20 protein-coding genes are annotated in these 21714 nt (G+C 65.1%); 7 read left to right on the top strand and 13 right to left on the bottom strand.

Annotation, left to right across the window (positions count from 1 at the left end; all coding sequences use genetic code 11):
* The 3 genes from HNH97_RS06145 to HNH97_RS06135 form a co-directional block, all read right to left on the bottom strand.
* On the bottom strand, positions 1–225 hold a 225-nt coding region (locus HNH97_RS06145; RefSeq protein ID WP_171790259.1), incomplete at its 3' end, for a hypothetical protein.
* On the bottom strand, positions 222–1277 hold the full coding sequence (locus HNH97_RS06140; RefSeq protein ID WP_110913600.1) for an extracellular solute-binding protein: 1056 nt from the start codon (positions 1275–1277) through the stop codon (positions 222–224). The genes HNH97_RS06145 and HNH97_RS06140, both read right to left, overlap by 4 nt.
* Before the next feature lie 89 nt (positions 1278–1366).
* Positions 1367–2488 carry an ABC transporter ATP-binding protein gene (locus HNH97_RS06135; protein ID WP_171790257.1) on the bottom strand — a complete coding sequence of 374 codons (1122 nt, stop codon included), beginning with the start codon at positions 2486–2488 and terminating at the stop codon, positions 1367–1369.
* Positions 2489–2587: 99 nt separating this feature from the next.
* Here HNH97_RS06135 and HNH97_RS06130 point away from each other — a divergent pair, with 99 nt between their 5' ends.
* From HNH97_RS06130 to HNH97_RS06100, 7 genes are all read left to right on the top strand, one after another.
* The gene (locus HNH97_RS06130) at positions 2588–2836 is read left to right on the top strand and encodes a hypothetical protein (protein WP_110913602.1); all 249 of its coding nucleotides are present in this window, start codon (positions 2588–2590) and stop codon (positions 2834–2836) included.
* 40 nt (positions 2837–2876) lie between these two features.
* Positions 2877–3317 (top strand): hypothetical protein, encoded by a 441-nt coding sequence (locus tag HNH97_RS06125; protein WP_110913603.1) that lies wholly within the window; start codon positions 2877–2879, stop codon positions 3315–3317.
* Between the two features lie 206 nt (positions 3318–3523).
* Positions 3524–4000 carry a MarR family winged helix-turn-helix transcriptional regulator gene (locus tag HNH97_RS06120; RefSeq protein ID WP_110913604.1) on the top strand — a complete coding sequence of 159 codons (477 nt, stop codon included), beginning with the start codon at positions 3524–3526 and terminating at the stop codon, positions 3998–4000.
* Entirely contained in the window at positions 3997–6222 is a 2226-nt protein-coding gene (locus HNH97_RS06115; protein WP_171790256.1) for an FUSC family protein, read from the top strand. The genes HNH97_RS06120 and HNH97_RS06115 overlap by 4 nt, the downstream gene beginning before the upstream one ends.
* Positions 6222–6416, top strand: coding sequence for a DUF1656 domain-containing protein (locus tag HNH97_RS06110; protein WP_003616576.1), 195 nt, complete (start codon positions 6222–6224; stop codon positions 6414–6416). Before HNH97_RS06115 ends, HNH97_RS06110 begins: the two co-directional genes overlap by 1 nt.
* A 29-nt stretch (positions 6417–6445) precedes the next feature.
* On the top strand, positions 6446–7357 hold the full coding sequence (locus HNH97_RS06105) for a biotin/lipoyl-binding protein (RefSeq protein WP_171790254.1): 912 nt from the start codon (positions 6446–6448) through the stop codon (positions 7355–7357).
* Positions 7358–7373: 16 nt separating this feature from the next.
* Complete coding sequence (locus HNH97_RS06100; protein ID WP_171790253.1) at positions 7374–8891, top strand: efflux transporter outer membrane subunit; 1518 nt, start codon at positions 7374–7376, stop codon at positions 8889–8891.
* A 371-nt stretch (positions 8892–9262) separates the two neighbouring features.
* Here HNH97_RS06100 and HNH97_RS06095 read toward each other — a convergent pair whose 3' ends face one another.
* The 10 genes from HNH97_RS06095 to hpnA form a co-directional block, all read right to left on the bottom strand.
* On the bottom strand, positions 9263–11632 hold the full coding sequence (locus HNH97_RS06095) for a phosphoketolase family protein (protein WP_171790251.1): 2370 nt from the start codon (positions 11630–11632) through the stop codon (positions 9263–9265).
* A gap of 34 nt (positions 11633–11666) precedes the next feature.
* The gene (locus tag HNH97_RS06090) at positions 11667–12872 is read right to left on the bottom strand and encodes an acetate/propionate family kinase (RefSeq protein ID WP_171790249.1); all 1206 of its coding nucleotides are present in this window, start codon (positions 12870–12872) and stop codon (positions 11667–11669) included.
* Between the two features lie 70 nt (positions 12873–12942).
* Positions 12943–13236: a hypothetical protein gene (locus HNH97_RS06085; RefSeq protein WP_171790247.1), complete on the bottom strand. Its 294-nt coding sequence runs from the start codon at positions 13234–13236 to the stop codon at positions 12943–12945.
* 47 nt (positions 13237–13283) lie between these two features.
* A complete protein-coding gene (locus HNH97_RS06080; RefSeq protein WP_171790245.1) occupies positions 13284–13979 on the bottom strand; it encodes a phosphorylase family protein in 696 nt (231 codons plus the stop codon).
* A 2-nt stretch (positions 13980–13981) separates the two neighbouring features.
* Complete coding sequence (gene shc, locus HNH97_RS06075; RefSeq protein ID WP_244949336.1) at positions 13982–16015, bottom strand: squalene--hopene cyclase; 2034 nt, start codon at positions 16013–16015, stop codon at positions 13982–13984.
* Between the two features lie 147 nt (positions 16016–16162).
* Positions 16163–17461, bottom strand: a complete 1299-nt coding sequence (gene hpnE / locus HNH97_RS06070; RefSeq protein ID WP_171790244.1) for a hydroxysqualene dehydroxylase HpnE — start codon at positions 17459–17461, stop codon at positions 16163–16165.
* Between the two features lie 3 nt (positions 17462–17464).
* Positions 17465–18346 (bottom strand): presqualene diphosphate synthase HpnD, encoded by an 882-nt coding sequence (gene hpnD, locus HNH97_RS06065; protein WP_110913611.1) that lies wholly within the window; start codon positions 18344–18346, stop codon positions 17465–17467.
* 105 nt (positions 18347–18451) lie between these two features.
* On the bottom strand, positions 18452–19318 hold the full coding sequence (hpnC, locus tag HNH97_RS06060; protein ID WP_171790243.1) for a squalene synthase HpnC: 867 nt from the start codon (positions 19316–19318) through the stop codon (positions 18452–18454).
* Complete coding sequence (locus tag HNH97_RS06055) at positions 19315–20577, bottom strand: glycosyltransferase (RefSeq protein ID WP_244949335.1); 1263 nt, start codon at positions 20575–20577, stop codon at positions 19315–19317. Before HNH97_RS06055 ends, hpnC begins: the two co-directional genes overlap by 4 nt.
* A complete protein-coding gene (gene hpnA, locus HNH97_RS06050; protein ID WP_171790242.1) occupies positions 20561–21556 on the bottom strand; it encodes a hopanoid-associated sugar epimerase in 996 nt (331 codons plus the stop codon). Before hpnA ends, HNH97_RS06055 begins: the two co-directional genes overlap by 17 nt.
* Positions 21557–21714 lie beyond the last annotated feature (158 nt).

Here is a 21714-nt window from a genome sequence, read left to right as displayed (position 1 = left end):
CCCCGCCCCGAGCAGGCGCGGCAGGCACAGCGCACCGCCCACCCCCGGCAGCAGCACCAGCAGCAGCATGACCTGCACCGCCGCAGGCCCCCACGGCATGCGCCGGCGTGCCAGCATGCACATCACGACAATCAGCGCCGCCATGATGAACGCCGTCAGCGCGCATTCCCCCGCCATGAGGAACAGCATGCCGCGGCCATCGGGAACGGGTGGGGGTGGCATCATGCAGGCCCATGCAGCCAGTCGGCGAAACGCTGCGACAGGTCCGGCAGGTGCGCGCCCCAGAAGTCCGGGTTCATGGGCAGGTCGGCCGTGGGTTCCCCCACCGGCGACCCGGCCGCCGTCTGGCCCATGGGATACAGGGCGGCAAAGCGATCCTTCTGTTCGGGCTGTACTATATAATGCAGCAGGTCACGCGCCTGCCCCGCCATGGCCGGGGCCACACCCTGCACCATGGCCCATGACAGGCATTCGCCCAGGCTCTGCTCCCACTGCACGCCGATATCGTGGCGACGCGCGGGCAGGCTGGCGATTTCATTGCTGAAGACACTTCCCATCAGCACGCTGCCATTTTCCACCAGACGGGCGGACTCCTCGGGCGTGGACCACCATGTGATATAGGGGCGCAACTGCGTCAGCTTGCGGAACGCCCGGTCGATCCCCGGCCCGGTGGAGAGCATGTCATACACGTCATGCGGCGCCACGCCATCGGCCATCAGCGCGATTTCCAGCGTGGAGCGCGGATCGCGCCGCAGCCCCCGCTTGCCGGGATAGCGCACGATGTTCCAGAAATCCGCCCAGCGCGGCGACGAAGGCCGCCAGCCACGATCCCACGCCAGCACGATGGCCGGATGCAGCGCGGCCACGCCACACCCGTCGGGATTGTCCACGCTGCCCGCCAGGCGCACCAGGCTGCCCTGCATGCACGAGGTGCGAATCGCGCTGTCCTCGCCAAACACCACCGCCCATGTGGCGGGTGTCGATTCCGTCGCGGCATGCGCGGCCAGCGTCGCCGCCTGCCCGTCCCATGTGCGGCGCACAACGCGGATTCCCGCCTTCCTGGCGAATGGCTGGAAATAGGCGCGGTCCTGCACCTTGCCCAGGGCGTCGTCCTGTGTCGCGACGGTCAGGACGGCAAGGTGCCTGCGATGGATGGGCGACGCCACGCGGGCATGCACGTCCGATGCCCCCAGCACACCCCCCGCCAGCGCCATCATGGTGAACAGGCACGCCACACGACGCAGCGACAGACGGGTGGGAAGACACGCACGGGTCATCGGAAAAGACAGCAGGGAAGACAGCGGAAAGAACCTTCGCAAGACGGCATGACCACCGGTACGGTCACAGGAATACGGCACGTCGGACGCTAGCGCATTTCATGGCGGAACGGAAAGGCAATAGCCTGCCCCGCCTGCCACGCCAGCAGCGCCGGGCGCCCCGGTTCCACCCCGCACACGATCTGCAGCGGGGGACGGCGCACCAGCATTTCATCACCGTTCGACAGCCTCAGGCGCATGCGGATGTAGGTGCCCATGTGCCGCATGTCCACCAGCACCGCCGGCAGCATCGCGGGTTCGCCATCCTCGCCGGCAATGCTGCCCATCGCCCCCGGCCGCGCGGGGAACAGGGTCGCGATCCGGTCGGGACGCACGCATACGGTACACAGGCTGTCCTCCACCAGGCCGGGGGCCGCCATGGCCTGCACCGTCAGTCCCCCCGGAAGGTGGATGACCGCGACATCGTCCTCGATCCGGTCCACGCGCCCGGTCAGGGCGTTGGCATCGGCAAAGCCCGTGGCGACGCGATCACATGCGGGCCGGTCGAACAAGTCCGCCGCCGTGCCCGTCTGCAGCAGGTCGGGACCATGGACGAATCCGATCCGATCCCCCATCACCAGCGCATCGTCACGGTCGCAGGTGGTCATCACCACGCACAGGTCACGCGCGCGCACCAGTCGGCCAAGGAAGCTGCGCATGCTGCTGCGGCGGTCTGGGGGCAGCGCGGCAAGGGGATCATCCAGCACGATGACCGGCGGCGCCGTCACCAGCACGCGCGCAAGGCCCGCGCGCAGGGTCTGTTCCTCGTCCAGCATGTCGGGCCGCAGATCCTCCAGACCCTCCAGACCCAGCAGGGCGACGGCCTGGCGCGCGCGGTCGGACGCCTCCGCACGGGCGATGCCCCGCACGCGCAGGGGGAACAGCAGGTTCGCGAACACCGTCAGGTGGGCGAACAGCGGGTCGCGCGCGCTCCATGATCCGCACATCCGCGTGAGGGGCGGACGATTGGTGACGTCGATCCCCCCCACCACCACGTTGCCGTCGAGCGCACGCCGGAGACCGGCCAGCGCATCGGCCACGATCGACAGGTATTCGCCCCGCGTTCCCAGCAGGGCATGACACTCCCCGGCGCCAACGCCAAAGGAGAAGGGCACGGTACCGGCCATTGTGGCGAGATTGCGAACAACCAGTCGTGAGGAGAAAGGTGGCATGCGATAACAGAAACCTGACTATCCAGGGAAAAGGTTATAAGTGTTTCCTTCCTCCTTACCAGAGGATCATCGGGCCCGCCCCTTTGCAAGGACAAGAAAATGACCAAGACAGACATCAAGCACGTTACGCACGAAGACCTCCAGGCGCTGAAGTCCCACGTCGAGAACCTGCTGCAGACGCACGGCAAGCACGCCCTGCACACCGCCGTCGAAAAGGCCGAGCACCTGGCCACCAACGCACGTGAAATCGCCGAGGCCCCGGCCAAGTCGCGCTCGCGCGGACGTTCCTTTCTGGCTATCGCCATTTTCTCGGTAATCGGCTACTTTCTTGGCCGCGCCACGAAATAAGGCTTGGTAGCCTGACGAAACCAGAGGACACGCGACAGCAATGAGAATAGGCGAAATCGGCAAGACCATCATCGATGGGGAACTCACCCTACGCAAATTGATGGCCATCCGCCTTGGCCGCCAGGCTGCCTTTCTGGTTGTCGCGGCCGTTTTCGGCGGTTTCGCGACCATCACCGGCCACGCCCTGCTGTGGGCCTTCTTCTACCAGACCTTCGGCTTCAGCGTGCTCGGCGCGTCGGGTGCGGTCTTTGCGGTGGATATCCTCGCCGCATGCATGTTCGCCTTCATGGGACGGCGGTCCTACATGACGCCCGAAGAAATCCGTGTCCGCTTCGCCCGCGAACACGCCCTTAACGAACTGCGCCAGACGGTGGCCCTGTCCGCCGTGGTCGGCACCGTCGCCGGCCCGGTGACACGCCATACCGGCCGTGCGATCTGGAACCTGTTCCGGACCATGACGGGACGTCGCCCCAGCGCCTGACGCGACATCGGGGGCCGCCGCCCCCGCCATCGTGACTGCCGCATCCCTGCCATCGTCATTGATGCACATCATTGTCAGATGGTATCCATGACGAAATTGCATTGGCTCCCGGACTGTTTTTCTGGAAACGTGCGACTGCACGCAATCGTAAGCAGGCAAATAGTTTGCATGCTCATGATTTTTTCCAACCCGGCTGGCAGGATGCAATGGCCGATACCGAGCGCCTTGAACGAGAACGGTCCTTCCGACGCAGGCTGGCGCGCCTTGGCATGGCATGGCGGCGGCAGGTGGACCATGACCTGCGCGATTACGGCCTGACCGAAGCCACCTGGCGGCCCGTCCTGTATCTGGGCCTGCTGCTGCCGCCGGTGCGCCAGACCGACCTTGCCCGCGCCCTTGAGATCGAGGCCCCGTCCGTCGCACGCCTGCTTGACGTGCTGGAACGCCGTGGCCTCGTGTTCCGCTCCCGCGATCAGGAGGACCGCCGCTCCAAGCTGGTGCGCCTGACGATGGAGGGCGAACGCATCGAACGCCAGGTGCGCGATGCGGTGGATGCCGTGTCGCACCGCCTGCTGTCGGGCATTTCGGATTCCGAACTGACGGCGTGCTATTCCGTGTTCGACCGGATCGAAGCCAACCTGTGCACGGGCCGCATGGCGACGGAGGCCTCCGTCCGTTCATGAGGCTGATCCCACCCCACGGCGCGCTGTCACAGCCCCTGCTCCGGCTGGGAACCTTCGTTTTCCCCGACTGGAAGACGGTGCGCCCGACGATTGCCTACAGCATCCGCACGCTGCTGGCGGTGGGGCTTGCGCTGTTCCTTGCCTTCGACCTGCAACTCCAGACGCCGATGTCCTCGGTCACGACGGTGCTGATCGTCGCCAACCCGGTCGTGGGCGCGATGGTGTCGAAAAGCGTGTGGCGTATTTTCGGCACGATCATCGGCGCGACGTCCGCCATCACGCTGATGGCCCTGTTCCCGCAATCGCCGGTCCTGTATTTCATGGGGCTGTCGCTCATCATCGGGCTGGCGTGCTGCGTGTCCACCCTGCTGCGGTTCTACAAGGCATATGCGGCGGTGTTGACGGGCTATACCATCATCCTGATCTCCGTCTCCGCCTTCAGCGAGCCGGACCATATCTTCATGGCCGCGATGTCGCGCCTGTCGGCGGTGACGGTGGGAATCCTGAGCACGGCGTTCGTCTTCCTGCTGACGAACATCAGCCACCCCGAAAAGGTCATACGCCAGATCGACCAGGTGCTGCGCAACATCACCTCGCACTTTGCGCAGCCGACCGATGCGTCATGGAACGATGCGACCTCCATGCCCGATGACGCAGGGCAGCCACTGTCGTTCCGCGCCATGTCCATCACGTCATATGACCAGCGCGCGCGCCTGCTGTCGCAGGCCAATGCCCTGGTGGAGGCAATCGAATACGCCGCCGCCGACAATTACAGCGTCAGCCTGCGCGCGCGTGGCCTGCGTGGCGGCGTTGCGCGCCTGCTGGGACTGCTGAGCGCGCATCACCCCATCTGGCAGGATGAGCCGCCGCTGACGCCGCAGGCGCGCGCGGCGCGTCACATCCGCCAGGAGATCATGCGTTATTTCGCGACCCTCCCGCCCGAGGACCTGCACCTGGAGGCGCGCGACAACATGCGCCCCATCCGCCGGCGCATCCGCGCGGCGATGGCCGAACTCGACGAACTGGGCGAACAGACGCAGGACCTGCCGACCATCGCCTTCATCGACAATGAACGCGACGTGCTGGCGCAGCTATGCGCGGCGCTGGATGATTTCATGGGGCCGCAGGAACATGTCCGTCCCATCGGGCTGAAGCTGTATTTCGACTGGCCCGCCGCCCTGCGCAACGGCACGCGCGGCGCGTGCGTGACGCTGCTGGGCTGCCTGTTCTGGTATGTCTGCCGCTGGACGCACGGGGCGAACATGCTGACCTACCTGATCCCGGCATCGTGCCTGCTGGCGACAAGCCCGCTGGCGTCGCGCGCCAGCGTGATGTTCGCAAGCGGTACGCTGGCGGCCATTCCCGCCGCCTTCATCTGCCAGACTTTCCTGCTGCCGCGCATCGACGGCTATCCGCTGCTGTGGCTGTCGCTGTCGGTGTGCCTGCTGCCGGGGATATGGATCCAGTTCCATCCGCGCCACGCAATGCGCGGATTCGGCTATGCCGTGTTCTTCAACGCCATGGTGCAGATCCGCAATCCCATTACCTACAGCGACCTTTCGCTGATGAATACATGGCTGGCCTTCGCGCTGGGCGTGGTGTCCATCGCGCTGGTGTTCCGCGTCATCCTGCCGGCCGATCACCGCCTCGACTCGGGGCGGCTGGTGGCGTCGATCGCGCGCGCGACCGAAAACCTGGCGCGCAGGCCACTGGGCCAGCATATCGAATGGCCGGTGTGGGAGAACCTGCAGATGCAGAAAATACTGCGCATTATCCAGCGCTTCTCCCTCGTTTCCCCGCCGGGGCGGGTCTATGAACTGACGGATGCGGCCTTCATGGCGGTCTCGCTGGGGCGGGTGCTGGTGCGGCTGCGCACGCTTGTCACCTCGCCCGCCATTCACGAGGACGACCGCGTGCGCGTGATGGAGGCGCTTGGCGCGTTCCGTTACCTGCGTTCCGACCCGGCCCAGACGGTCCAGACACTGCGGGCGACCGCGCTTACGCTGCTGTCGCACCTTGACCGCCGCGGACTGCCCGCCCATACGCCCACACGCCGCATTGCCGCGTGCCTGGAACAGGCATCGCTGCTGATCGGGGCAATCCCCGGTTTCTTCCATCGCCATGGTCCGCTACAGATGGCGGCGGACATGCCCGGCGCCGACAACCGCCTGACCCTGCCCGTATCGTCCACGACTGGCCCGTTCGGAATGAGAACCGCCTGATGCTGACCGAATTCAACCTCTTCGGTGTCTTCATGGCACCGATTGTCGTCTATGCCATCGCGGCACTGCCTGTAACCATGCTGCTGCGCTCCCTGTTATGGTGGAGCGGTATCATGAAATGGTTCTGGCATCTCGCCCTGTTCGAGGTCGCGCTCTACACTTGCGTCCTCTGCCTGATGATCCTGTACATCTGACTGTCGCCGAAAAGGTTCGAGAATCCACCATGCCTCTCTTGCGCACCCTGATCCGTGTGGTACTGACCCTGGCGGTCGTGGCGATGGCCATCGTCATGGGCGTCACCTTATGGGACACCTACATGATTGCCCCGTGGACACGTGACGGACGTGTGCGCGTCTATGTGGTCGATGTCGCCCCCGAAGTGTCCGGCACGGTGGTCCAGCTGCCGGTGGTGGACAACCAGTACGTCCACAAGGGCGACCCCCTGTTCGTGCTTGACCCGGTCCGCTTCCACCTTGCCATCCGCGAGGCGCAGGCCCGCCTTGACGGTGCGCTCGAGGACCTGAAGCTCAAGCAGAACGATGCCCGCCGCCGCATGGGACTGGGCGGTATCGTTTCGGCGGAAGAGCAGGAGGTCTTCAACTCCAACGTGGCGACACAGATCGCGGCCGTTGACGCGGCGCGCGCGGCACTCGACCTGGCGAAGCTGAACCTGCAGCGCTCCATCCTGTATTCGCCGGTCAACGGCAACATCACCAACCTGAACCTGCGGGTGGGCGATTACGTGACGGCGGGGCATGCGCGCCTTGCGGTGATCGACGCCGACTCCTACTGGGTCAACGGGTATTTCGAGGAAACGAAGATGTGGGGCGTGCATGTCGGCGACGAGGCACGCGTCAAGCTGATGGGATACAAGGACATCCTGCCCGGCCATGTCGTCAGTATCGCACGCGGTATCAATGACCAGAACGGCAGGCCCGACGGCCTTGGCCTGCAGGACGTCAGCCCGATCTTCACCTGGGTGCGTCTGGCGCAGCGTATTCCGGTGCGCATCCATCTGGATCATGTTCCCGACAGCATCACCCTTGCCGCGGGCATGACGGCGACCATCAGCGTCGGCCCACAGTCCCGCACGCAACGCGGCCATCTGACGACGTGGTTGCAAGACCACCTGTAAGGCGCCAGGCACAAAGATGAATATCACCACGATCACCCGCAAGACCGGCCTGTTCCTGAGTGCTGCCCTGCTGCTGGCCGGTTGCACGGTCGGGCCGCGTTACCAGCCCGACCGCATGAAGCTGCCCGCCCGCTTCACCGAGGACGACCATCCCGCGACCAAGGAAGAGATCGAGGATACCGACAAGGAACTGAAACAGTGGTGGCACCTGTTCAAGGATCCTGAACTCGACAAGCTGATCGACAAGGCGATCGCAGGCAATTACGACCTGCAGGCGGCGGGGCAGCACATCCTTGCGGAACGCGCGATCCGCGACGTGCAGGCATCGCAGTGGTATCCGCAGCTTGACGCCGATGCGGGCGGCGGTAACGTCCGGTATTCGATCAACATCGAAAACTGGCCGCTCCGCCCCGGCAACCCGGCCAACCACCCGGATGCGAACTACCTGACCTATGGCATGGCCGGAAGCTGGCAGCTTGACGTCTTCGGCCGCATCCGCCGCAGCGTGGAGGCGCAGAAATACGCCGTCCAGGCCACGATCGAGGAACGCCGCGCCCTGATGGTCATGATCCTGTCGGAAGTGGCCAGCGATTACATGATGCTGCGTGACCAGCAGTTGCGGCTGGAAATCGCGAACAACAACATCCATGTGGCGCAGGATGCGTATGACCTGACCAACCGCCTGTATCTCGAAGGTGTGGGCAACACCATGCAGATCGCGCAGGCCAAGGCGGAACTGGATTCCCAGACCGCCGCGCGCGAACCGCTCAAGACCCATATCTCCCAGATCACGCATGCGATCGACGTGCTGATGGGGCAGATGCCCGGCACGTCCGAAATTGAACTGAAGGTGCCCAAGCCCCTGCCCAAGGTGCCGGAATTCCCCGCCACCCTGCCCTCCATCGTCCTTGCCAACCGTCCTGACATCCGCACGGCCGAACGCCAGTATGCCGAGGCCACGGCGCGGATCGGCATGGCGGTGTCGCAGCTTTACCCCAATTTCAGCATCCCCATCAGCTTCAACCCGAATGCATCGGTCATGTCGCAGATGACGGAAGCCGCCACCATGAGCTGGCAGTTCCTGATGATGGCGTCGCTGCCGCTGATGCATGGCGGCAAGATGACCTCGCAGGTGCGCGCGACGCAGGCCGCCGCCGAAGCCAGCCGCCTGAACTACCGCCAGACCGTCCTCAAGGGCTTCAAGGAAGTCGAGGACGCAATGGCCGCTTGGCATGATGACGAGGAACATACCGAACTGCTGGCCAAGGCCGCCGAGGACAGCAGCCTGGCGAGCGAGCGCGCCCGCAAGCTCTACAGCGCCGGTCTGGTCGGGTTCCTTGAAGTCCTGACCACGGAGCGCACCACCCTGAACGCGCAGAACGCCGAGGCCATGGCGCGGCTGGAGCGGCTGCAGGATGCGATCGACCTGTATACCGCCATCGGCGCGGGCTGGCAGGGTGTGGCGCTGACCAACACCACGCTGCCGATCTCGCTGGAGAAGCAGAACTTCCTCGCGCATCTGTTCCAGCAGTAATCCACACGACGGCCCATACGTAACGAACGGGCCGAAGTACCCGTTCCCGGTTATGCGAAAAATAACCGGGGACGGGTATTTTTTGCCCTGTCTGGAATGACAGGAAGATTTTCAGAAGTTTTTGGTGAAGCTTTTTTCAAAAAGCTTCAGAAGAACAGCCGCCTTTTCGATCAAAAGGCGGCACCCGGAAACTTCAGGATGACTGTCTCAACATTTCATAAGCAGTCTTTTCATATACAGAAATCTTCCGCTCCTTTTCCCAAAGAAGAACCAGAACGCCACCCACAAAAAAACCGGCAACAGGCCATGCCCATTGCCGGTCTCCAGTCACCGGACCCGGATCGGATGATCCGGGCCAGATCGCTGGTGCCTTACGACCAGCGCCAGTTGCGCACTTCCGGCAGGTCCTGCCCGTACTGCGCGACGTAACGCTTGTGCTCGTTCAGCTTGTCATTGATCAACTGGTTGGCATAGGCCGCCTTGACCGCAAGGGCCGGCACACGGCGGATCACGTTCTGCACCAGATGGAACCGGTCCAGATTGTTGCGCACCGTCATGTCGAACGGCGTCGTGGTCGAACCTTCCTCGCGATAGCCATGGACGTGGAAGTTGCGGCAGTTGGTCCGCTTGTAGATCAGCTTGTGGATCAGCGCGGGATAGCCGTGGAAGGCGAAGATCACCGGCTTGTCCACCGTGAACAGGCTGTCGAACGATGCATCGTCCAGACCGTCGGGATGTTCCTGCGGGGTCTGCAGCGTCAGCAGGTTCACGACGTTGATGACGCGCACCTTCAGGTCCGGCAGATGCTCGTTCAGAAGCTGTGTCGCGGCCAGCGCCTCGATGGTCGGCACGTCACCGGCACAGGCGATGACGACGTCGGGTTCACCGCCCTTGTCGTTGCTGGCCCATTCCCAGATGCCGATTCCCTGCGCGCAATGCTCGATGGCGGAGTTCATGTCCAGCCACTGCGGCTCAGGCTGCTTGCCCGCCACGATGACGTTGACGCGGTCGCGGCTTTCCAGGCAGGTCTTCGCCGTGCACAGCAGCGTATTCGCATCGGGCGGCAGGTACACGCGGACGGTCTTGGCCTTCTTGTTCAGGACATGGTCGATGAAGCCGGGGTCCTGATGGCTGAACCCGTTATGGTCCTGACGCCAGACATGCGATGTCAGCAGGTAGTTGAGAGAGGCGATCGGCGCGCGCCATGCCACTTCATCCGCCTGCTTGATCCACTTGGCATGCTGGTTGACCATCGAATCGACGATGTGGATGAACGCCTCGTAGCACGACATGAAGCCATGGCGGCCCGTCAGCAGGTAGCCTTCCAGCCAGCCCTGGCAGGTATGCTCGCTCAGGATTTCCATCACATGGCCATCAACGGACAGATGGTCATCGTAATCGAACGTCTCGGCGTTCCATGCGCGGTTCGTGACGTCGAGCACGGCGTTAAGGCGGTTGGAATTGTTTTCATCCGGCGCCAGCACGCGGAAATTACGCGACGGCAGGTTTTCCTTCATCACGTCACGCAGCCACGTGCCCAGCACGCGCGTACCCTCACCCAGCGCATGGCCCGGCGATTCCACCGTCACGGCATAGGGGGCCACATCCGGCAGGCGCAGGTCCCGGCGCAGCAGGCCGCCATTGGCGTGGGGATTGGCGCTCATGCGGCGGTTGCCCTTGGGCGCCAGTGCCGCGACCTCGGGCACCAGCGTGCCGTTTTCGTCGAACAGCTCTTCGGGCTTGTAGCTGTGCAGCCATTCGTCAAGCAGCTTGAGGTGCGCGGGGTTGGCCATGTCGGTAAAGGGCACCTGATGGGCGCGCCAGTAGCCCTCGACCCGCAGGCCGTCCACCGTCTTGGGGCAGGTCCAGCCCTTGGGCGTGCGCATGATGATCATGGGCCATGCGGGCCGTTCGGTCTTGCCTTCGGTGCGCGCGGCCTTCTGGATGGCGTCGATGCGGGCGAACGCGGTGTTCATCGCACTTGCCATGGCCTGATGCACCACGTCGGGCACGTCGCCTTCCACCACGATCGGGTCGTAGCCATAGCCCCTGAACAGGGAGAGCAGTTCCTCGGGCGAGATGCGCGCCAGCACGGTGGGGTTCGCGATCTTGTAGCCGTTGAGGTGCAGGATCGGCAGGACCGCGCCATCGGTCTTGGGGTCAAGGAACTTGTTGCTGTGCCACGATGTCGCCAGTGGCCCGGTCTCGGCCTCGCCATCGCCGACGACGCAGGCGGCGATCAGGTCGGGATTGTCGAACACCGCGCCATAGGCATGTGACAGGGAATAGCCAAGCTCGCCGCCTTCGTTGATGGAACCCGGCGTCGTCGGCGCAGCGTGGCTCGGGATCCCGCCGGGGAAGGAGAACTGCTTGACCAGGCGCGCAAGCCCGTCCGCGTCCTGCGACACTTCGGGGAAATACTCGCTATAGGTGCCTTCAAGGTAGGTGTTGGCGATGACGCCCGGCGCCCCGTGGCCCGGTCCCGCGACGAACAGGATGCTGCGGTCCTGTTCACGGATGATGCGGTTGAGGTGCACATACAGGAAGTTCAGTCCCGGCGTCGTGCCCCAGTGCCCCAGCAGGCGCGGCTTGGTGTCCTCAAGCTTCAGCGGCTCACGCAGGAGCGGGTTGGCCAGCAGGTAGATCTGTGCAATCGACAGGTAGTTGGCGGCGTGCCACCACTTGTTCATTAACGCCAGTTCCTGCGCCGATAACGGCGTGGCGGATGCTGTCTCACTCATCTGCGTCCCTTTCGAAACAAATTGTCCGTGTCCGTTACGCCAGACACATCATCACATGGCGGCGGATCGTCGTTTCCTCATCCGTGGGAATGACCCGCACCTCGACCGTGCTGTCGGATGTGCTGATGATTTCGCTGTTCGCGGTATTCGCGGCCTCGTCCAGCCGCACCCCCAGCCATTGCAGCCGCGCACAGATCGCGGCCCGCACGATGGCGTCATTTTCGCCAATGCCCGCCGTGAACACCAGCCCGTCCAGCCCCTGCAGCGACGCGGCCATCATCCCCGCCTCCTGCACGAAGCGGTAGACGAACAGGTCCAGCGCCGCGCTGACGGCGGGATCGTGGGCGGCGCGGGCATGCAGGTCGCGCATGTCGTTCGACACGCCCGACATGCCCAGCAGGCCGGAATGGTGATACAGCACCGTCTCGACCTCGGCCGCGCCCAGCCCCTCTTCCTTGAGCATGTAGAGGATCACACCGGGATCGAGATGGCCGCAGCGCGTGCCCATCATCAGGCCGTCGAGCACCGAAAAGCCCATCGTCGTGTCGATGCTGTGCCCTTCATGCAGGGCGCACAGGCTGGCCCCGCTGCCGACATGCGCCACGATGCAGCGCCCCGCCGCAAGGCGCGGCGCGCGTTCGCGCAGGCAGTTGGCGATATATTCGTATGACAGCCCATGGAACCCGTACCGCCGCACCCCCTTGTCGGCATAGGAACGCGGCAGGGCCTGCGCCTGCGCAACAGCGGGCATGGTGTGGTGGAAAGCGGTATCGAAGCACGCGACCTGCGGCAGGTCCGGCCGCTGCGCCATCAGGGCGCGGGCGGGCGCGAGGCTGCCGGGCTGGTGCAGCGGGGCGAACGGCGTCAGTGCCGACAGGGCGGCCAGCACATCGGGCGTGATGCGCACCGGGCGGATGAAATTCGGCCCGCCATGGACGACGCGGTGCCCCACCCCCATCAGTTCGATCCCGCCAAGATGCTGCCCCACCCACTCCATCAGGGTGGCCATGGGACCATGGTGGGCATCCGGGCCACCCGCATGGGCGTCCCAGCTTTCATCAATCAGGACCTTGCCACTGGCATCCTTGGCGCGGAAATGCGGATGGGTGCCGATGCCCTCCACCTCGCCCGAGGCGATGCGGTGGCTGGGGCTTGCGGGGGTATCGGTCGGGTCGATGCGGAACAGGGCGAATTTCAGGCTGGATGACCCTGCATTCAATGCCAGAACAGCCTTTGTCATGCCCGTCTTTCCTTTCCCGATAACCGGCGACATCCTATCGACTATCGAACCCGCGACACATTGACGCGAATCAATTCCGCATTGCCGGTGCTGCATCGCGAACGTGCGGTACCCGCGCCGGATTGCTGTCATTATTTGAAACGTAGCGCAAAAACAGCGCGATATTCCACATATGGCTGATGCCCGGTACCTGCATGGGAAGCCACATAGCGCCTATGCGTGACGACACGTCATCTTCAAGGGCGCTGCCCTTGACCCGCCAAAGGGCATTGCCCTTTGGAAACCGGCCCGTCAGCAAACACCTCAAAAGGCAGTCCAGATAACTGCCTGAAATAATAAAAGTTTTTGGTGAAGCTTTTTTCAAAAAGCTTCAAAAAGAACGCCGCCTTTCCCAGACAAAGGCGCCCCCCATCAGTCCGGGTCAAACCGCCGCCGCAACATGGCGCGCGCGGCCTTGCGGGCCATGCCCGCGTCCCGCCCCACTGCGATCAGGGCCGGGATCTGCCCCGGATGGGCCAGCACATTGCGCAGGATCGCCCCAAGCGCGATTCCCCCGCCCGGCTGCAACGCCACCACGGCGGCGGGCGGCAGCGTGCGGTCCGCCGGGTCGCACACGATACGCAGGACCGCGAACGGTACCTTGCGCTCCGAACACAGCGTCGCCACCACGCCGCTTTCCATATCCAGCCCTTCGCACCCGCTCTGGGCGAACAGTTCGGCCTTCTCCTTCCGGTCGGAGACGATCACATCACTGTGTAGCAGGTCCCCGCGCCGCACGGTCCGCAATCCCTGCCCGAGCCAGTCGGAAAGGGCCGGATCGGTCGGAATGCGCGTGCCATCGACCACGACATGGCGCGGCAGCAGAACGATCCCCGGATACAGCGCCGGGTCCAGTCCGGCGGCAAGCCCGAACGACAGCACCGCATCCACCCCGGACGTCAGCAGGATGGAGGTCGCACGCCGCGCACCATCCAGCGTCGCGCCACTGATGCCAAATCGCGCGGCGGGGAAGAACGGGCGGATCAGGGCGGCCTCGGCCTCCATCCCGACCACGATCCCGAGACGGGTGAAAGGCGCCACCGCCGTGGCCTGGCTGCTGTTGTCCATGATCAGAATCCGTACCCCACATGGCCGCTGTTGCTGTTGTGCAGGTTGCGATAGCGCGACAGCGCCATCAGCGGGAAGAACTGCCGGTATCCATGATACCGCAGGTAGAACACCTTGGGGAAACCGACGGCGTTATACGGCTCTTCCGCCCATTCGCCGTCCTTGCCCTGCGTGCGCGCCAGATACGCCACCCCGCGCGCGACCGCCCTGTCATCCTTCAGGCCGGCCGCCATCATGCCCAGCACGGCCCATGCGGTCTGCGACGGCAGGCTCTGCCCATATTCGCCATGCGGGCCGCCTTCATAGGACTCGCAGCCTTCGCCCCAGCCACCATCGGCGCGCTGCTTGCGCCGCAGCCAGTCGGTGGCGCGGATGACCATCGGGTCGTCCTTTGGCACATTCGCCACGTTCAGCGCACACAGCACCGACCATGTGCCATAGATGTAGTTGGTGCCCCACCGGCCGAACCACGACCCGTCCGCCTCCTGCTCCCTGCGCAGGTAATCAAGGCCGCGTTCGATGCACGGGCGGTCTTCCCAGTTATCAAGCTGTGCGAGGAAGGAAATGCAGCGCGCCGTGACATCGGCGGTCGGCGGGTCAAGCAACGCGCCATGATCGGCAAAGGGAATGTGGTTGAGCACGTCGAGGTCATTGTCGATGTCGAACGCGCCCCATCCGCCATTGCTGCTCTGCATGCCGATGATCCAGTGACGCGCGCGCTCCACCGCCTCGGCATTCGCGGGATCGCCCTCACGGTGCAGCAGCATGCCGACCACCGCCGTATCGTCCACGTCGGGGTAGTAGTCGTTGTTGTACTGGAACGCCCAGCCACCGGGCTTCACATCCGGGCTGTTCATCGCCCAGTCGCCCTTCACATCAAGGATCTGGCGGCCACGCAGCCATTCGGTGGCCTTCGCCAGTTTCCGCTTCGTCTCCTCAGGCGCGATGCCATCGGGACCGGCGGCGGATTCCATCATGGCGTGCCCCGCAAGGCCGGTATCCCAGATGGGCGACACGCAGGGCTGGCAATAGGTTTCCTTGCCCTGGTTGACCAGCAGGCGCTGCACCGCCTCCCACGCCGTCACCGCGCGCGGGTCGCTGTCGGGCACGCCAAGCGCGCGGAACATCATGACCGTATTGGCCATGGCGGGATAGATCGCGCCCAGTCCGTCCACGCCGTTGAGGCGCTTTTCAATAAAGTCCACGGCGGCACGGATGGCGCGACGGCGGGTTTTGCGCGGGAAAAACCGCTCCGCCGGGTGCAGCACCCTGTCCAGATACTGGAACACATATCCCCAGCGGGAGCGGTACGGCCCCCGGACCCAGTCACGCACCCTGTCCGGCGGGGTGACGAACAGTTCGGGGATATGGATGCCGCGCGGATTGAGCGCGCATGGCCGCACCGCCCCCAGCACCAGCAGGGGGGCAATGACCGTGCGCGACCAGTACGACATGTTCCATATCGAAAACAGCGCCCTGCGCGGCATCAGCATCAGTTCGACCGGCATGGCAGGCGCGGCATGCCACGGCACCTCGCCAAACAGGGCAAGCTGCAGGCGGGTGAAGACGTTGGTGCGTTCCGCGCCGCCATGGCTCAGGATCGCCTCACGCGCGCGGACCATGTGCGGGGCGTTGAGGTCGTCACCAACAGCCTTGAGCGCGAAATACGCCTTCACCGATGCGGAGAGGTCGAATTCGCCATTTTCATACAGGGGCCAGCCACCATGCGCACCCTGGATGCGGCGCAGGTAGACACCGATCCGCTTTTCCAGCGCAGGGTCGATCCGGTCGAGGAAATGTTCCAGCAGGACATATTCGGCCGGGATGGTGGCGTCGGCCTCCAGATCGAAAACCCAGTGCCCGTCCGCATCCTGCCGCTGTCCCAGCGCGGCCTGAGCACGGGTGACGGCAGCATCGAGGTCCGCCGCAGGCAGGGGCGCATCCAGCTTTACCGCACGTGTCGCGGCCGTCCTGCGCGTCGTGGTGGTCTTGCGGGCCGGGGCCTTGCGGGTCGTCGTTTCGGGTTTCTGCGCCATTGTTCCATGTCTCCCCCATCCTGCGACAGGGGCCTGTTCCAGATTTCAAAAAGTTTTTGGGTGCCGCCTTTTTTCAAAAAGGCGGCGTTCTTTGAAGCTTTTTGCAAAAAGCTTCACCAAAAACTTTTATCAGTTTATCAGGGGACCTTACCCGCCGTGACGCTGGCGGGTGGCCCGTGCGGCCGCAACGCCGGAGCGCAGCGCCCCCTCGATTGTGGCGGGCAGGCCGGTTTCCGTCCAGTCCCCGGCCAGCATCAGGTTCGGCAGCATCGTGCGCGTGCCCGGCCTCAGGCGGTCCTGCGCAGGGGTCGCGGCAAAGGTCGCACGCTTTTCCCGCACGATGCGCATGGGGGGCATCTCCACCGGCAGGGCAACGGTCAGCGCGGGATCAAGGGCCGCGCGCACCTCACCCCAGATGGTGCGGGCCAGCGCATCGGTATCGCATGCGGCGTAACGGTTGGCGGCACTGACGGTCACCGACAGGATATGCCCCTTGATGAACACCCATTCGCTGATGCCGCCCACAAGGCCGATGAAGCGCGCCTGCGCCAGCGCGCCGGTCGCCACGGGGGCATAAGGCAGGGCGAAATGCGCGTTCACGATGGCCTCGAACTCATCCGGGGCGCTGAAGCCGGGCACGCGCCCGTCAAGCAGGGAGGACGCAACCGGCGCGGGCGTCGCCATGATGACCGCATCGCCCGGCCCGACCGGGATCTCCTGCCCCGTGGCGCGCAGCATCGTGACATGCCCGTCCTCCACCTCCACCGCGCTGATGCGCACGCCGGTATGGACCTCCGCCTTCATGAGCGCGAGGTGCGACAGCGCGGGATCGACGAAACTTTCGGACAGCCCTTCACGCGGGAAGCGCGGCAGGCAGTGTCGTCCCCCCTGCGCCAGGCTTTCACGCACCACCGCACCCAGCAGGGCCGCACTGCCGACATCGGGCATGGTGTTGAGGACGGAAATCGCAAACGGTTCCAGCAGGCGCGATGACAGTGCGCCGGGTTGCAGGCATTCCGACACCACGACGTCGGGGTCCGCCTCCATCAGGCGCATCAGGCTGCGCAGTTCACCCAGTCGCATGCCCGGCACGCGGCGACGGCGCGACAGCACCCATAGCGGGATTTTCCCGCGCGACAGGTCCAGCGTCCAGCGTGCCCTGTCCCCAAGGTCCATGAAGGGAAAGACCGGGCGCGACGGTCCCGTCAGCGTATCCTGCGCGCCAATCAGGCCAAGATAGCGGTTGACCGCCCGGTTGCCCGACAGCAGCAGGTGATTGCCATTGTCGATACGGCAGCCAAGGTGCCTGTCCTCATACGAACGCGCCCGCCCGCCACAGGCCGGCCCGGCCTCGTACAGCGAAACATGTTCCCCCACCCCGGCCAGTTCGACCGCCGCCGACAGGCCGGCAAGGCCACCGCCGACGATATGGATATGCCCGCTCATGGATCAGGCCACCAGTGCGCGGGCGGCAATCAGCAGCTTGCGCGGGCGTGAGAGCGACACACGATGCGACAGGTCGCGCCATCCCTGACGTTCCTGTGCTGCGAGGATCGCGGCATAGGTCGCCTCCATCACACGCGCGGGACGCATGGCGCGGCGGTTGCACCGGCGCATCGCGGCATCGGCGGCGCGGAAATGGTCACGCGCCCGCCCGGCCAGGATGCGCCCCACCGAATCCAGTCCCGGCGCGTGGCACGCACCTTCCGGCGTCAGCGGCACATCGAACCGCGACAGCAGTTCGGCAGGCAGGTACAGACGCCCGATCCGCGCATCCTCCGCCACGTCACGCAGGATGTTGGTGATCTGCAATGCGCGCCCAAGGTGATAGGCGACCCTGTCAGCTTCGGCCGAGGCATCGCCGAACACCCGCACCGACAGGCGCCCCACGGCGGAGGCGACGCGGTCGCAATACAGGTCGAACGTCGCCTCGTCCGGGGCGACGATGGGGCCGCGCGCATCCATTTCCATGCCGTCGATCACGGCATTGAAATCCTCCTGCCGCAGGCCGAACATGCGGATGGTCGCCAGCAGCACGCGATCAAGCGCGTCGTCCGCCTGTCCCGCATACAGCCGCGCGATCCGCGCGCGCCATGCGTCGAGCCGGTCGCTCTTGTCCTGCGCCTCGCCCTCATCATCGGCTATGTCATCGACCAGGCGACAGAAGGCATAGACGGCATACATCCCGTACCGCCGGTCCGGCGGCAGGATCTGCATGCCCTTGCCAAAGGACGTGCCCGACGCCTTCACCACCGCCTCGACCTGCGCAAGGTCCGTGGGGTCGCATCCCAGGGGCGTCGTGCCATCATGCCGCGCGCGCAAAAAAACCATCCCCGCGTTTTCCGTTCAATCCAAGGTTCACAATGTCTGCCGGACGTTCTTTAACGGCAATTCCCCCAACGGCAAAATCCATCCGCCAACCCGGCCTGCCCGGCTTCAGCGGCGGATGACGCGCAGCGCACCGCCCATCGCCGCCAGCACGTCGCCACGCGACAGCTTGACCCGCCCCGCCAGAGGGTCCTCGCGGCGCAGGCGCGCGGCAAGGCGCTTCGACAGGCCGACGATCACCGCGCACTCCATGCGCATGCGCCGGTCATGCACCAGCGCGGGCAGGCGGGCGGCCTCGTCATTGAGGACATCCACCCCGTCCAGCATCGCGTCGAACACCCGGCGCAGCGCGGGCAGGGCGAAGGGTCCGTACAGGTCCTCCACCTTCGCGCCCTCGCGCTCCATCCATTCACGCGGGAGGTAGCAGCGGTCGAGCGCACGCAGGTCATCGGCGCAGTCCTGCAGGTGGTTGATGACCTGCAGCGCCGTGCACAGCGCATCCGACGGGCCTGCCGTCTCCGGCCCCTCGCCATGCAGTTCCAGCAGGAAGCGCCCCACGGGATTGGCGGAATAGCGGCAGTATTCCAGCAGTTCGTCCCAGGTCTCATACCGGTTCTTGACCGCGTCCTGGCGGAAGGCGACGATCAGGTCGGTCGCGGTTTCCACCGGGACACCGGTGCGCGCGAACATCTCGCGCACCTTCACCGCCGTCTGCGCATCGGGGCGGGCGGGGGCGGCAACCGTGCCGCGCACCACGCCCTCCATGGCGTTGAGGCGGTCGATCTTCGCCTGCGGGTCCAGCTTCGTGCTGTCCACGATATCGTCGATGACGCGGGCGAAATCGTAATAGGCGTGGACATTCGGACGCTGGTCGCGGCTGATCAGCAGGGAGCCTACGGGAAAGTTCTCGTCCCCCGCGCCCTTGCCTGACGATACGTCCTCGCTGCCCCATGCGTCGTGTTCGGCTGTACTCACCCTATGTCATCCCCCGTCATCGTCCTGTTCATGACCGCACCGTTCCCTTCGGAACGGATATAGGTCGAGATTGCCCCATCGGTATCGGTATAGGCGCGACTTTTCCACACCACGCCCCGGCCCCGATGGTGATTGATGGCCGACCCGATGGTCGCCAGCGTATAGAAAGCGGCCACGACCGGCAGCAGCAGCGCCCATGCGGGCATCAGGTTGAACCGGCGCAGCGTGGGGGTGTACGACGCCATCGACATGACCCATGCGGCCGCGCCAAGCAGGCAGGCCGTGCCATGGGTGAACAGGGCGAGTTCCATCGGCACGATCCACACCACGATCATGCCCAGCACCGTGCCCATCAGCATCCACGGCGAATATCCCAACTGCACATAGGCCGTGCGCGCCACCATGCGCCAGATGTCGTGCGGATGGGGATAGGGCCGGATGGAGCGCGCAAGGCAACTGTGCCCCAGGAAGATCTTCCCGCCCCCATGCTTGATGCGCGCGGCCAGCGTGCAGTCGTCGATCAGCGCACCGCGCAGGCTGTCGATCCCGCCGATGCGCGCCAGCGCCGTGCGGCGCACAAGGATCGTCCCGCCCGCGGCACCCGCCGTCCTGCTGCGCGGGTTGTTCACGCTGGCGAAGGGGTAGAGCAGGGCGAAGAAGAAGACGAAGGCCGGGACCAGCATCCGTTCGGCGGGGCTTTTGCAGTTCAGCTCCACCATCTCCGACACTTCATCAAGGCCGGAGCCTTCGGCCTTGGCCACAAGGGTGGAGATGTGGCGCGGGTCATGGGTGATGTCCGCATCCGTCAGCAGGATGAAGCCATCGCTGTCGGGGCACAGGCGCGCGGCCTCGGCCACGCCCTGGCTTACGGCCCACAGCTTGCCGCTCCATCCGGCCGGGCGGGACTTGCCCGTCACCACAGTCAGGCGCTTTTTCGGGTCGGCCACCTTGCGCGCCAGCTTACCCGTCCCGTCGGTGCTGCCGTCATCGACGATGATGACATGCAACTCCCCCGGGTAATCCTGCGCCAGCAGGGAGGAGACACACTGCCTGATCGACGGTGCCTCATCGCGCGCGGGCACCACGACGCAGACATCGGGGCACCGCCTGCGGTCAAGCGCCCTGCCCGCCACCGGGGCAAGGATCGGCCCGGCCTGCCAGAAACGCCCGTGGAAGAAGATCAGCCACCCCCAGATGGCCAGCGCCAGCCCCGCAACGGCGATGAGCAACATGTCGCGGACCTCAATCGAGCATGCCATGCTGGCGGAACCAGTCGATGGCGTCCTTGACGGCTTCACGCGCGGGACGGGGGGAATAGCCCAGTTCCCGGATCGCCTTGTCGGAGGAGAAGAACATCTTCTTGTGCGACATCGCCAGCATTTCGCGCGTGACACGCGGGGCGATGCCGAACATGCGCGACAGCCATTCGCTGATGATGGCGATGGGCCAGATCACCGCCTGCGGCAGGCGGATGCGCGGCGGCGCCACACCGGCGATTTCCGCCGTCATGGCGAACAGGTCACGCAGGAGGTAGTTCTGACCGCCAAGGATGTATTTCTCGCCCAGGCGCCCGCGCTCCAGCGCCAGCGCGTGCCCTTCGGCCACGTCATCGACATGGACGATGTTCACGCCCGTATCGACATAGGCGGGCATCCGCCCCGCGGCGCAGTCGAGGATCATCTGCCCCGTGGGCGTGGGCTTGATGTCGCGCGGGCCGACGGGGGTGGAGGGGTTCACGATCACGGCAGGCAGCGCACGTTCATGGACCAGGCGCAGGACTTCCTGCTCCGCACGGTATTTGGAGCGCTTGTAGATCCCGATCACGCCATGTTCATGAACCGGCGTCTCCTCGTCACACACCGTCCCGTCGCCGATCAGGCCAAGCGCCGCGACGGAGGAGCAGTAGACGATCTTCTCCACGCCGGCGCGCTGTGCCGCGAGCATGAGCTGGCGCGTGCCCTCCACGTTGGCGATCATCATCGGCACGGGATCGGGCACCCACAGCCGGTAATCCGCGGCCACGTGGAACACGTAGCGGCATCCGCGCACCGCCGCGTCGAAGGTGGACGGGGTGGACAGGTCCCCCTCCACCAGTTCGCACGGGATATCGCGCAGGTTGGTAAGATCACTGCCCTTACGCACCATCAGGCGCAGCGAATGGCCACGCTCCAGCAGGTTGCGGGCGACAGCAGAGCCGACAAAACCGGTTGCACCGGTGACGAGCGTTGGGGCAGTCATGACCTGAACGAGCACTCCGTGACAGAATTCAAGATTGCGATACGGACTCGCAACCAGCAGGAATTACCATTTATCCCGACACCTCGCGGTGGCGCCAGACCCTGTCGTGGTGTAAGTCAGGCCCGCACTGTCACTTCGGGCGGACATTGCGACCGCTT

This window comes from Gluconacetobacter entanii (genome assembly GCF_013155425.1).
In the GTDB taxonomy this organism is placed as follows: Bacteria; Pseudomonadota; Alphaproteobacteria; order Acetobacterales; family Acetobacteraceae; genus Novacetimonas; species Novacetimonas entanii.
This window is presented reverse-complemented; position numbering and strand designations above follow the sequence as displayed.